Below are 13347 nucleotides of genomic sequence, written 5' to 3'. Positions count from 1 at the left end.
ACCTCCGCTCGCGTGTTGGCAATCTAGCCCAGCCCCCGCACCACGGCGGCGAGTCGCGCCACCAGTGCGTCGGCTTCGTGCGGCTTGATACCCGCATAACCGAGCATGAAGCCGTTGTAGCGCGATGCATCTTTAGCGGATGGCTGGCAAAAGCCGCTGAGCGCGGCGATATGCAAACCGTGCTCACGTGTTGCGGCGCTCACGTCCTGATCGCGCAGCGGCGCATCGAGCCGCATTGTCAGATGCATGCCACCGCCATCGGACGAGACCGTCACCAGGTCATGCATATGCCGCTCGATTGCATGCACCAGCGCGGCGCGGCGCTGCTGATAGAGACGCCGCATGCGCCGCAAATGCCGCGCGTATTTCCCGCTATCGATGAAATCCGCCAACGCAATCTGCTCGGCCACGCGCCCTTGCCGGGCGATCTCGCTGAGCGCCTCGTCGATTTCGCCGACAAGATGCGCCGGCACGACCATGAAGCCCATGCGCAACGCCGGGAACATCGTCTTGCTGAAGGTGCCGAGGTAAATCACCGGTGTGTCGGCCGCGAGACCCTGAATCGACGGCAACGGCGGGCCGCTATGGCGCAGTTCGCTGTCGTAGTCGTCTTCGATGATCCATGCACCGCGCGCCGTCGCGTTCTCGATGATCGACCAGCGCCGCTCCAGACTCAACACGCTGCCGAGCGGATATTGATGCGAGGGCGTGATGTACATCAGGCGCGGCGGTGTCCGTTGCCAGTGATCGGGCGTCGGCGCGATGCCGGCGGCGTCGACAGGAATCGGCACCAGTTGCAAACCGGCGGCCTGAAACGCCGCCTTCGCGCCGTGATAGCCAGGGTCCTCGACCCAGACGCTGTCACCCGGGTCGGCCAGCATGCACGCGCATAGATCGAGACTCGCCTGCGTGCCCGACGTGATGAACACCTGCTCCGCCGAACACCGCACGCCGCGCGACACGCGCACGTACTCCGCAATCGAGCGGCGCAATGCGGGATGCCCAGCGTTGTTGCCGTACCCGAGCTCGCGGGGTTCGACCAGACGCCATGCACGCTCCATTGAAGCACGCCATTGCGCAAGCGGGAATTCATCGAGCGCGGGCACGCCTGGACGAAACGGCGTGGGATCGTCCGGGCTCGTGCGCTCGCGCGGCAGAGCCGCGACGCGGCGCGATAAACGGTTTTCCGGCGTCTGCGCACTGCCGCTTGCCGCGGCGATCGAGCTCCCTGAACCACTCACCACGCTAACGATAGAACCATGCCGGCTCGCGGTGATGAAGCCCTCGTCGGTCAACCGTTCGTAGGCGTAGAGCACCGAGTTGCGCGCGATGCCCAATTGTTCGGCGAGCGCTCGTGTAGCAAGAAGACGGCTGCCGTGTCGGATATCGCCATCGAGAATCGCGCGACGCAGACTCTCGTAGAGCAGGTCCTGCTGCGTGAGCTTGCGCCCACCCATTGCGCGCTCGACGTTCGACATCAACAGACCGTAGTCCAAATTCGTGGCTCCAAATTCTGGCTTTCTCGTGGTGCTAACAATGGTGCCACAAATTTCTTATGCTGACGGTTCCAGAGACGCCGCCACCGAATACTGCGAGAGAGGTCGATGCTATGAACACGCCCGCACGTCACGCTGTCACCGCGCGCCGGGGCTACGGCGCCGGGGTAAAGTGGTGCGTCGCGCTGGCGTGCGCGGCATACGGCTATGGGCTGCTCGAGCCTGCGGCAACGGCACGCGCCAGGCTGGATGCCTGCGTGAACGAGAATCTGGCGCAGCGCGATAGCGAAGTGGGCGCCGCTACAGCCGCTACAGCAATAACCGCCGGCGAAACAGAGCGCGAGCTGGCATTCAGCGCTGCCGTCTATGCCTGTTCGACTCAGCCCGAGCGAGGCCGGTCGACTCGCCGCCCACCCTCACCCAACAAGGAACCACACTTATGTCCGACGCCATTCAGATCCGCCCCGTCACGCCCGCCGACTTCGACGCCTGGCTGCCGCTGTGGGACGCCTATAACGCCTTCTACGGCCGCTCGGGCGAAACAGCATTGCCGCGCGAGATCACCCAGGTCACATGGGGGCGTTTCTTCGATGCCTACGAGCCGATGCACGCGCTGGTCGCAGAAAGCAACGGCCAGTTGCTCGGCCTCGTGCACTTCCTGTATCACCGTCACACCACCATGGTGGCACCGACCTGTTATCTGCAGGATCTCTACACGCTGGACACGGAGCGCGGCAAAGGGGTTGGCCGTGCACTGATCGAGGCGGTGTATGCGCGAGCCAGGGCAGACGGTCTGCAGCGGGTCTATTGGCAAACACATGAAACGAATCACACGGCGATGAAGCTGTACGACAAGGTCGCGGACCACTCCGGTTTCGTGGTCTATCGCAAGGCTTTGTAGCCGACCACAGCAGGCCCGTCTGACGGGCCTAGCGTCTCCCGCTCCATCACTCCATTCCGGGCCGCCTGTTCTGCGCGGCCACGCGCCGCATCCGCGGGTTCCACGGCTCACCAGGCCACCATGCGTACCGCATCGGCGGTACCACTTCTCACCGCATTCGTTCCCCGCCCGGCTCAAGTTTGCAGGCAGCTTGCCGTTATCGCCATTGAACGGAGCGCCATCTGGCTCCCACGCGACCTTGGGCGATCTCCTCGCGGAGGGGCGTAAAACGAATCGGAAACTGTACATGCCTTCGATCATCGGCATCGATCTTGGAACCACGCATAGCCTTGCGGCCGTCTGGCGCAATAACGAAGCCACCCTCATTCCGAACGCACTCGGCGACGTGCTCACGCCGTCGTGCATTTCGGTCGACGACGACGGTTCGATCCTCGTCGGCCGCCCCGCCCACGACCGCCTGCACACGCATCCCGAACGTACTGCCGCCAGCTTCAAACGCTATATGGGCACGAATCGCAACGTGTCGCTCAGCGTGCGGACATTGCGTCCTGAGGAGTTGTCGTCGCTGGTGCTCAAATCGCTGAAGGCCGACGCCGAGGCATTTCTCGGCGAACCGGTGCAGGACGCCGTGATCGCGGTGCCGGCGTATTTCAGCGACGCTCAACGCAAGGCCACACGCATCGCCGGCGAACTGGCCGGGCTCAACGTGCTGCGCCTCGTCAACGAACCGACTGCCGCCTCACTCGCATACGGCGTGCATCGGCGCGACGGCGAACGCAAGTTCCTGATCTTCGATCTGGGCGGCGGCACGTTCGACGTCTCGGTGCTCGACTTCTTCGAAGGCGTGATGGAAGTACGCGCCAGCACGGGCGATAACTTTCTCGGCGGCGAAGACTTCACCGAGGCGCTCGTGGCGCTGTTCTGCCAGCGCAATAATCTGCGCGCCGGGGCACTCACGCCGATTGCCGCGCAACGCCTGCATCAACAGGCCGAGCGTGCGAAACGTCTGCTCACGCAAAACGGTGCCGATAGCGTCACGCTCAAGCTCACGGTCGGCGACGCTGAGCACGGCCTCGAACTCGATGCCGCCGCCGCGGAGCGCACCTGCGAGCATTTGCTGCAACGGTTGCGCAAGCCGGTCGAGCGAGCGTTGCGCGATTCGAAGATCGCTGTCGGCGCGCTCGACGAAATCATCCTGGTCGGCGGCGCCTCGCGTATGCCGATGGTGCGCAAGCTCGTCTCGAAGATGTTCGGCCGCTTACCCGCCGCTCATCTGAACCCGGATGAAGTGGTAGCGCTCGGCGCCGCCGTGCAGGCGGGGCTGGTCAAGCGCGATGCGGGACTCGACGAAATGGTGCTGACCGATGTCGCGCCGTATAGCCTCGGTATCGATACCGCGATGCAGGTTGGTGCCAACCAGTACGTGCCGGGCCACTTTCTGCCGATCATCGAGCGCAATACGATCGTGCCGGTCAGCCGCATGCAGCGGATTTTCACGGTGAGCGACCGTCAGCAGATCCTAAGCATCAAAGTGTTCCAGGGCGAAGCGCGCTTGACCGCCGACAACGTGCCACTCGGCGAATTCACACTCGACGTGCCGGTCAAACCGGCTGGCCAGGCCGGCGCCGACGTGCGCTTCACGTACGACATCAACGGCGTGCTGGAAGTGGAGGCCACGGCCTTCCCCGATGGCGTAAAGCGCGCAATGGTGATCGAAGAAAATCCCGGCGTGCTGACGCCGGAAGAAATCGGTGAACGGCTCGCCGCCTTGGCCGCGCTGAAGATCCATCCGCGCGATCAGTTGGAGAATCGCGCGCTGCTCACGCGCGCCGATCGCGTGTATGAGGAGACGCTTGGCGAGCATCGGCAATATCTGGCCGCGCATATCGCGCGCTTCCAGTCGCTGCTCGAGCGGCAGAACGCCGAGGAAATCGGCCATGCGCGCAGCGAATTGAACGCGCTGCTGGATCGGTTCGATGTGCATATGACTTAATGATCGGCCATGGATACCACTTCTGCCTATCACTGGCCTTGGGACGTACTCGGCATTGCAGCGAACGCCGACGAGCGCACGGTGCGCCGCGCTTATGCGCGTCTGCTGAAACAACAACGCCCGGATGAGGACGCCGAGGCGTTTCAGCGTCTGCGGTATGCGTATGAGTCTGCGTTGCAGATGGTGAATGACGGCGCGGCGGGCGGCGTGACCGCTGATGTTTCGGCACATGCGCGAATGCCGCAATCCGCAACGATGCCGGATGCGAGACCTGCGACAGTGCAGGTCTCGCTGACGACGCTAGAGTCAACGTCGCCATCATCTGGCTTCGCCCAGGCATCGCCTGCGGTCCGCCGTCGCGAGCCCGACGCTTTCGAAAGCGCGGTCCAACTGTGGCAAGACTTCGTCGCACAACGGGACCAGCTCGAGTCGCGCCGCTCTTTGCAGGAATTATTCTCCCATGTCGTCAACATCCAGACGCGCGACGAACTCGAATGGCAGGCGCTAGTTCATTGTCTGAACGAGGACGCGCCAGCCACGCTACGCATGAACCTGAGTGAGGTTCTGGGATGGCGCGACAACGCCGCCCATCTGCGCCGGCGCAACGCTGCCATTGCAACGCTCGCGCTAGACCGAGTGTTCGCCGACGAGGACTACAACGCGTTGCGGCTACGTTTTACGAATGCGATGGCGCTCCTCGAAGGGCCGCAGCTCCCGTTGACTACCGGCGCGCGTGCATTGCTGCGCGCGGGAGTGCGCACCGAGATGGAACAGTTGCTGACTGCGCTCGGCCGCTACCATCCGAATGTCGTGCGCTTGCGGCTCGACAGTGAGAAGGTCGAATTCTGGACCCGCTGCCTGACGTTCCGCGTCGGCGCGGGACGCCTGTTCGGCCCGACGCTCGCGTTGAGCGCATGGTGCGGCTTGCTGTTCGCCAGCGCTTCGATGAACCTGCAAGGCGATCGATGGTTAGATCAATGGACGCCAGTCCAGTTGGCGGTGCTTCTTGCCACATTGATGGTGACGCTGGTCACCAGCGCCGCGATAACCGTGCTGCTGTCGGAGCCGCAGCAACAGCGGCTGCGCGCGCTACGCTCGTTTGGCTGGCTGCGTTACGGCTGGATTCCGCTGTGGCTTGGCGCAACGGCCGGCGCGTTGTGCGACGCAGGCAGCGGGCGCCTGACCTCGATTGCAATGGACACACTCGGTGTATGCACGATATGGGCCGCGCTGATCTATGGATGGCCGCGCATCAAGCAGCTCGCGATACTGGCCGCCGTCGGCGCGATCGGGTTTGGTTTCGTCGGGCATTGGCTCTCCACCGATCTTCGCGCATGGCCAATGCCGTTCGCACACGGCGTGCTGTTCGCTTTCTACTTCTCTTTTGCGCAACAGGAGTGGCGTGGCTGGTTCGCACGCCGACCACGCGCTGCGTGGTTTGGCGTGGCGATGTGGTTTGCGGGTTTCGTCGCGCTGATCGTTTTGTTGCTGCAGCGCGAGGAGCGTTCGACGCAATTCGCGTGGGCGCTCTTCACGGTGATGGCGGCAATGGGCGGCGTGTTGGCGACGACGCGCTGGAATGATCTGCGCCGGGCTGTGCCGGCATTTTTCCGCGGTTATGTGCATCTGGTCTGGCTGGCTATCGCTGTGTCCAGGCCGGATATCATTGCTTGCGTGAGCGCGGGGTTGATGAGCGTCTGGATTATTGATGGGATTAAGCAGAGAAGGGGCTCGCGGGGGACGGTGGGGTGATGGGTGGTGGCTGGCCGCGGGTGGGAATAACGGTCTGCTACTGTGGAGTGATTGGAGCGCTGGCGGAAATCGGAACGGCTGTGCTTCCATCCGTGTATGAAGCTCTCCGGACGATGATTGAGACCGCCAGTTTGAACCCGGATCACGCGTGCGTATCACCGTCGAGTACCAGCGGCTCATCATTACGCCGCTTTAAATGCAGAAGGGCCGCGAAACGCGGCCCCTTTTGTGATACCACGGACTCCTGGCAATAGCCGGGACCTTAGCCGCTTGATGCATCGTTGACGATCCGGAATATCTCATCCGCGTCGTCTATGACGCTTTCATCGCCCGAGAACTGAGACATCTCCAGTCTTCCGTCGTTAAATACATCAATCTCTATCCGCTTGCCGGGCAACGTCAAAGAAACCAACACCGAGTCTATGCGGTGCCTACTTAGGCTGTAGGACAGCCGCCGACTATCGAGCTCTTCCAACAAGTCATACAGCGCGTGGGTCATAGCGCCTCCATCAAGTTCACTTTCTGAACCGGCTATCGTTCAAGAGCTTCCAAGCCGTCTTGGCATCACGATCTCCATTGCGCGATAACGCTTTTATCTCGTCCAAGGTCATGCCCAGATACTGCCCCGGGAAACGCGCCGCACACTCGCCTGGCATTGACTAGAAATAATTTCATCAGCAGTCGGTGTCGTAGCCAGACCAAACGGATCGACATATTGAACCGGATTGCCACCTACATAAGCATACGCGTTCGTCTGTCCACTCGCGTAGCCGATCGGTCTTCACTAATGAACCTGCCGGGGTTCGGACTGTAATACCGGTTCCGATAGCAGACAAACGGTACTGCGCTGACACTCATCGGTTTGCACTTGGGCAAGCGCGTCGTAGCTGCATTCGTTGAACGTGCCTACCTCTGGTTCGCTATAACCGTCCAAAGCCCACCGCTCCGCCCGAGCAAGAGTAGATAAACGAAGGGCCGCTCAAACGCGGCCCTTCTGGTGCCTGACTGTTGATAGCCTCAAAGCTAGGGACTAGCGTGTGCCACCCCCCTGGTTCTCAGCAAAGTAGCGCTTGCCCAGTTCGATGTCAGCAGGCAAGAACCGAAGCTCCGGCATCTCCATACAATTCTTTAAGTGCTTTTCAAATCGAACACGAATAGCAGCTTCCCTAAGATCGGCCGGCCTTATTCGACTGACACACAACGCGGCTTCGTGCAACACGCCGAAGATTGAATTGTGTAGGTTGCGCATGATAATTTCCTCTGTCGATCCAATATAGCGCGCCTCCCTCGCATCAGACAAATCGTACAAGCCTTTAACTGAATAGCGATCCGATAGCGGATCGTGTCGAACCAGTACGCTCAGGTCGACTACCTCGGGCCATTCGAGGAGAGCGCGTCTTAGCAAGCCAATGAATTTTAACGACACCGTTGCGACCTCCCTTATTTTCGAATGCGTCCATCAGGCCAAATACTATTTGGCGTCCTTCCTTTGCTCCAGTCTTTCTCGTTCTTCCACCGCTTCCATTGGTCTCCGCCATGGCTCGAGGTGTCTTTCTCCCAAACAGAACCATCATCAAGACATTTTTTTCCGCGCGTTCCACGAATAGGCTCAAAGTTCCCCGGTGCTTCTTGCGGATTGTTCGGATAAACAACAGGATCATCGGCGCCACCGTTTGAAAATATCCCGCCAACGGTATCCCTGATCCAGTCGCTAGCCCCCTGAGCGCCCCACGGCGGAGAAACCCAGGACGGTGTGTTTGACCCCGCGCCCGGCAGCGGTGGGACCGGCGTGTATGGGAACGGTACCTGCAGGCCCGACGGATCACTGTACGAAACCGGATTCCCACCTACATAAGCATACGCGTTCGTCTGCCCACTCGCGTAGCCGATCGGGTCCTCACTGATGAACCTGCCCGTTGCGGGGTGGTAGTACCGGTTCCGATAGAAATACAACCCCGTCCCGTCATTCTCCCGCCCGGTGTACTGCTGCGGGTTCGCATCCGCTGCGCCACTCAGCGTCGTCTGTCCGTAAGGCTCATAGCGGTACTGCGTGACGATGTTCTGCCCCGCATTGGTCAGCGCGATCACGTTGTTGTTCGCGTCGCGCAGCACGTAGCGGTCGGTTGCCGGATCATCACCAATGCGCCGCATCAGCAATTCGTCCGGCGCACCCCCGACGAACAGCGGGAACTGCTGCAGCCGGTGCGACCAGTCGTCGTCCGTGTTCGCAAGCGCCAGATCGTCGCCCACGTTCAGGTAGTCCGTCGTCCTGCTGCCGTTCGCGATCATCCGCTTGCGGCGCCCCAGCACGTCGTACTGGTACTGGATGCTGCTGCCGTCCGCGCTGTCGATCTGACTGAACTCGCCAGTCACGCCCCAGCCGTAGCGATTCACACCGTCGCCGGTGAGGCTGCCGTTCGCGTCATAGGTGAACGTCTTTCCCGCCCAGCGCGTGAGCTGGTTCGCGCCGTTGTACTGCGCGTCAGCGACCGGTTGCGGCAGTGTTGTCTTCGCGAGCGAGCCGCCCATCCCGGTCCGGCGGCCGGCCGCATCATAGGTGTACGTCAGTGTGCCAATCGTTGTGCCGTCGCTCCTGCCGTATGTGATCCCGGTCAGCTGGCTGGCGGCGTCCCACGTGTAGCCAATCGCAATGCCGTTGCCCAGCGTCGCCTTCGACCGGCGGCCCAGGGCGTCGTAGGCAAAGGTAAAGGTCTTCGGCGCTTCATCGTTCAGGGTGTACTGTGCCTGCGTGATCCGGTGTTCCGCGTCGCGCATGTACTCCACTGTCGCGTCGTTCAGCACCACACGCGTCAGGTCGCGGCTGTCCGGGGCATATCCATACTGCTGTGTCTGGTGCCCCGGCAGATTGGGAAACTCCTGCACGCTCGCCACCTTGCCACTGACCGGATCGCGTTTAACCATCAGCACCGCAGCGTTGTCCGTGAAGTACGGATCTTTCCAGGCACTCTGCGACGTGATCTGGAATTTCCCGGTCACCGTGTCCCAGCCGTAGCTCTGGGTGCGCATCGGCCGGTCCCCGCCGAGCGGCGTCAACGCCCTGCGCGCGAGGCGGCCCGCCGCGTCATACGTGTATCTGCTGACCTGCCCCTTGCGGTCGGTCACGCTGGCCAGTTGCCCCGCACTGGTCCACGTGTACGTCTCACTGCGGCCCAGCGGGTCGGTTTTACTCACCGGACGGCCGATGGCGTTATAGGTGTAGCGCGTGGTCACACCCTTCGGGTCGCTCTGGCTGAGCAGGTGCCCGTTGCGGTCCCAGGTGAAGCGGGTCACGCCGTTCAGTGCATCGGTGATATCGGTCGTGCGGTCCAGCGCGTCGAGGGTGCGCTTCGTCCTGTTGCCCAGCGGGTCCTGCACCGCCGTCACACGGCCTGCCGCATCCGTCGTGTACTGCGTGGTGCGGTTCAGCGGATCGGTGACAGCCGTCAGGTCGCCGCCGGTATAGGTGTAACGTGTGACGCCTTTCAAGGCATCGGTCACCGTCAGGACGCGACCCTGCGCGTCGACCGTGAAAGTCGTGCGGTTGCCCAAGCGGTCGGTGACCGTCAGCAGATTGCCCTTCGCGTCGTACGTGTAGACGGTAGCGACGCCCCGCTGCGGATCGCCCGCCTCCGCGTCCGTCAGGACCTGGCTGTAGCTGTCATGGGTGCGCGTGTGCAGCGTGCCGTACTGATCGGCCTCACTGATGCGATTGCCGTTCGTGTCGTAGCCATAGGTGTACTGGCGATCGCCTGCCGTCAGGTTCGTCACCCGGCCCGTCGCGTCGTACGTGAAGGTCTGCACCTGCTGCGCGGTGTCACCCAGCGGATACGTGTTGCGCACCACCCGTCCGTTTGCGTCAAACTCCACGCGGCGGATGCTGCCGCGCCGGTCGGTTACGTCGGTCTGCGTCGCCTTGCCGCCGCCCAGCGTGTAGGCGAACGCAAAGGTACTGCCGTCCGCGAGTTTCTGGGCAATGACCCGATCGTTGCCGTCATAGGTGCTGGCGACCTGGAGGTTGCCCTCGGGGTCGGTGATGACCGCAAGGCGTGAGTTGCTGTCCCAGCCGTATTTCCAGATGCCGCCAGCCGCGTCGCTCACCTGAACCAGACGGTCCGCGCTGTCGTATGTGTAGCTCACCTGGCGGCCCAGTGGGTCGGTCACGCGCGAAATGAGCGACGTGCCGCGCGCCCCCACGATCGACGTGAACGTCAGCGTGCGGCCATTGGGACCGCTCACGCTGGTGATCGCGCCCGTACTGCTGTCACGGGCGATCACGACCGCATTCCCGTTGCGGTCCTCGAGACGGCTCAGGCGGTACACGCCGCCGATCGACGTAAAGCGCTGGATGCGGCCATCGCGCAGCGTCAGCGTCAGGCCGGTCGTGCCGGCCGCGTCGATGCGGGCACGGTAGTACTCGCCGGGACTGGTCAGATCGTCCCAGCCCTTGCCGCTGCTGCCCGCGCGCGGCGTGAACGGCACACGGATGCCGGTGGCCTGGCGCAGTTCGAGGCGCTGGCGGTCCGTGCTCATCGCGAGGATCGTGTCGAAGTTCAGGCCGCCGCCGACGCCGAACGCGCCCACCAGCGGCCGGCCGCTGCTGTCGTAGGCGCCGCTGCGGTAGGTGCGGGCAAGATCCAGCGGCAGCGTGTCGGCCACCGCCAGATCGTGGCGGAAGAAGTAGAACTGGCCGGTGTACAGGTTGACGGGCTCACCGCCCGACGTGCTGCTGCCGCACCCGGCAGTGGCGTCGGCCGCGCAGTTGTCCGGGTCGTCCGGCATGCTGCCCTCGGGCGAAACCGGTTCGGTCGTGTCGGTGGCCGACGGACCGCTGCAATAGCTCGCGATCACCGACGGATCGCCACAGACGTAGCCGCCCATGCCGCCGAAGTCAGCGGCCGCGGCCTTGAGCGGGCACATCGGATCGGCAGGGTAAGCGCCGGAAGCGGCGTAGCGGCTTGGGCACTCGACCGCATGCGCGTGCGGCGTGACAAACCACGACAGCAGCACGAAGAAGAACAGCACGAACGGGCGCAGGAGGACCCGACGCGCCGCGAGGGCATCGATGGTGTGCATAAGGATCTGGGAGAGGCGGGGGAAGGAACCCGAAGGAATCAGGCGCCGCGAACCTGGCGCGCGCTGAGCTGGGTCGGGATTGACGACAATGCCGGATTACCGGCCTCCGCAGTTGGCGGAGAACCCGCGCCGCTCACCGGCACCGCAGAAGCCACCCCACCCTGCCGCCGGATTGCCGTGATGTTGCCCGCCGCATCGTAGTCGTAGTACGCGGTGGCGCCAGACACGCTGACCGACGTCAACCGGCCCAATGCGTCGTAGCCGTAGGTGATGTCGTCGGCGTAGGCAGGCATCACAGGCATCAGTAGGCAGACCAGAGCGCAAGAACCAGCCATACGCCCGGCCGCCATTCGCCTACCTTCTCGCCGACTGCCTGTGCAGAAGGAAAACAAACGTCCAATTGAACCGACCATCAATATCCCCCATATATAGGTTTACTAATTAACAAAAAGATATTGAAAAGCAGATTGGATTCATAGAGGATGAATCTGTAATTGAGTAGTAAATCCCCTACACAAAGCACGCTCTTTGAAGAATCTTGTGCGAGCGCAAGTGACCCGACCGCATGGACTAACCGCGCTTGACATTGAACTTCCAGAGCGCATCCATTGCCGTCCACAAAAAACAAAGGGCGCACCACCCAGTGCGCCCTTCATCTCCCTGCCATCGCGGTTCCTTCAACCTCAACATCAACCGCCCACCAAACCCATCACACGCCCCAAAAGGCATCAAGCCTCAAGCTGCTCCAGCACCTTCCCCTTGGTCTCAATCCCAAGCAAGTGCACCGTGATCGCCGCAATGAACGGCACAGCCGCGAGAATATAAAACGCCACCTGCAGATTACCGCCGATCATCGTCTTCGACACGATGGCGGGCGCGAAGATCGCCGCCACCTTCAGCCACGCGCCGCCCACACCGCAGCCCATCGCGCGGATGCTGGTCGGATACAGTTCCGGCGTGTACACATAAGCGGTGATAAAACCACAAGCCAGAAAACCGAGCGCAAACGCGCAGCAAGTCGCCACCACATACACCGACGCGTTGTGGAACACTCCGGCCAGCAACAGCGAAAGCGCGCAGGCCACGAACGACAAATTGATGATCGGCTTGCGACCCACCTTGTCGACCAGCAGCGCACAGGTCAGCGAACCCACCACGCCCAGCACCGAAGCCGCCACCGCCAGATTCAACGCCAATTGCAGCGGCGCGTGATAAACCGTGCGGTAGATCGTCGGCAGCCAGGTCGAAAGACCGTACTGAATGAAGCCACACGTAATCCACAGCATTGCCACGGCCATCGTGCGCTTCAGATAGGCAGGCCCGAACAGATCGCCCATGCGACGCTTCGGATGACGATTGGCCATCGCATCGAATTCCGCCGACTGGGTGACCAGCGGCAACGAACCCTTCACGGCGCGTTCGAACGCGTGCACAGCGGCATCGGCGTCGGCCATTCGTTCACGTTCCGCAAGCCAGCGCGGCGATTCGGGCACCAGTTTGCGCAGCACGAAGAACAGAATCAACGGCATGCCGCCAATGAAGTACATGGCCTGCCACCCGAACCGCGGCACGATCCATGCGCCCAACGCATTCGATGCGAGCAACCCGACCGGAAAAACGATTTCATACAACAGCACGAAACGGCCACGGCCATGCGCGCGGCTAATCTCGTTGATATAGGTCGCTGCCACGGGCAATTCGCCGCCGAGCCCAAGCCCTTGAATCACGCGCAGCGCGACAAACACCGCGAAGGTCGGCGCAAAGCCGCACGCAATACTCGTAATGCCGATGATCCCTGAGCTCAACGCAATCGCCTTCACGCGGCCTTTGCGCTCTGCGTACCACGGGAACACGAACGCGCCGATCAACTGTCCGACCGAACCGGAACCGATCAGAAAGCCGATTTCCCACGGCGTCAGATGCCACTTCGCAATCAGGATCGGCAGCGTGGCCGCGATCGCGATCACGTCGAAGCCGTCGAAGAACGTCGCGAGACCGATCAGTATGCGCGCGCGCACCTGCATGGCGTTCTTCGGCAGACGCTCGAGACGCGCGATGATCGAGCCCCGGGTCACGGGGCCTGAGACACCGGCGCTGCTGCGGTCCCCTATGGTGTTGTCGATAGTTCTCAT

The 13347-nt window shown here is 62.4% G+C and carries 9 protein-coding genes; 3 read left to right on the top strand and 6 right to left on the bottom strand.

From position 1 onward, the window contains the following. Positions 1–23: 23 nt before the first annotated feature. On the bottom strand, positions 24–1496 hold the full coding sequence (gene pdxR / locus AC57B6_RS11160) for a MocR-like pyridoxine biosynthesis transcription factor PdxR (protein ID WP_496421332.1): 1473 nt from the start codon (positions 1494–1496) through the stop codon (positions 24–26). Between the two features lie 439 nt (positions 1497–1935). Here pdxR and AC57B6_RS11155 point away from each other — a divergent pair, with 439 nt between their 5' ends. The 3 genes from AC57B6_RS11155 (at position 1936) to AC57B6_RS11145 (ending at position 6142) form a co-directional block, all read left to right on the top strand. After that, the gene (locus tag AC57B6_RS11155; RefSeq protein ID WP_106356184.1) at positions 1936–2397 is read left to right on the top strand and encodes a GNAT family N-acetyltransferase; all 462 of its coding nucleotides are present in this window, start codon (positions 1936–1938) and stop codon (positions 2395–2397) included. Positions 2398–2683: 286 nt separating this feature from the next. Continuing rightward, entirely contained in the window at positions 2684–4390 is a 1707-nt protein-coding gene (locus tag AC57B6_RS11150; RefSeq protein WP_496421331.1) for a molecular chaperone HscC, read from the top strand. 9 nt (positions 4391–4399) lie between these two features. Then, the gene (locus tag AC57B6_RS11145) at positions 4400–6142 is read left to right on the top strand and encodes a J domain-containing protein (RefSeq protein WP_496421330.1); all 1743 of its coding nucleotides are present in this window, start codon (positions 4400–4402) and stop codon (positions 6140–6142) included. Positions 6143–6404: 262 nt separating this feature from the next. Here the strand turns inward: AC57B6_RS11145 and AC57B6_RS11140 are convergent, their stop codons facing one another. The 5 genes from AC57B6_RS11140 to AC57B6_RS11120 form a co-directional block, all read right to left on the bottom strand. Further along, positions 6405–6641: a hypothetical protein gene (locus AC57B6_RS11140; protein ID WP_496421329.1), complete on the bottom strand. Its 237-nt coding sequence runs from the start codon at positions 6639–6641 to the stop codon at positions 6405–6407. Between the two features lie 531 nt (positions 6642–7172). After that, positions 7173–7568, bottom strand: coding sequence for a hypothetical protein (locus tag AC57B6_RS11135; RefSeq protein WP_496421328.1), 396 nt, complete (start codon positions 7566–7568; stop codon positions 7173–7175). A gap of 14 nt (positions 7569–7582) precedes the next feature. Further along, on the bottom strand, positions 7583–11215 hold the full coding sequence (locus AC57B6_RS11130) for an RHS repeat-associated core domain-containing protein (protein ID WP_496421327.1): 3633 nt from the start codon (positions 11213–11215) through the stop codon (positions 7583–7585). A 38-nt stretch (positions 11216–11253) separates the two neighbouring features. After that, the gene (locus tag AC57B6_RS11125) at positions 11254–11508 is read right to left on the bottom strand and encodes an RHS repeat domain-containing protein (RefSeq protein WP_454806749.1); all 255 of its coding nucleotides are present in this window, start codon (positions 11506–11508) and stop codon (positions 11254–11256) included. A gap of 435 nt (positions 11509–11943) precedes the next feature. Continuing rightward, complete coding sequence (locus AC57B6_RS11120; protein ID WP_496421326.1) at positions 11944–13347, bottom strand: MFS transporter; 1404 nt, start codon at positions 13345–13347, stop codon at positions 11944–11946.

The sequence above is a fragment of the Paraburkholderia sp. BGA-UO-ETr-F12 genome (genome assembly GCF_059567945.1).
This window is presented reverse-complemented; position numbering and strand designations above follow the sequence as displayed.

Bases quoted from the DNA above. Each gene is read 5' to 3' on its own strand.
- AC57B6_RS11145 (WP_496421330.1), top strand. From the start codon at position 4,400: ATGGATACCACTTCTGCCTATCACTGGCCTTGGGACGTACTCGGCATT.
- AC57B6_RS11130 (WP_496421327.1), bottom strand. From the start codon at position 11,215: ATGCACACCATCGATGCCCTCGCGGCGCGTCGGGTCCTCCTGCGCCCG.
- AC57B6_RS11155 (WP_106356184.1), top strand. From the start codon at position 1,936: ATGTCCGACGCCATTCAGATCCGCCCCGTCACGCCCGCCGACTTCGAC.
- AC57B6_RS11125 (WP_454806749.1), bottom strand. From the start codon at position 11,508: ATGCCTGCCTACGCCGACGACATCACCTACGGCTACGACGCATTGGGC.
- AC57B6_RS11140 (WP_496421329.1), bottom strand. From the start codon at position 6,641: ATGACCCACGCGCTGTATGACTTGTTGGAAGAGCTCGATAGTCGGCGG.
- AC57B6_RS11150 (WP_496421331.1), top strand. From the start codon at position 2,684: ATGCCTTCGATCATCGGCATCGATCTTGGAACCACGCATAGCCTTGCG.
- AC57B6_RS11120 (WP_496421326.1), bottom strand. From the start codon at position 13,347: ATGAGAACTATCGACAACACCATAGGGGACCGCAGCAGCGCCGGTGTC.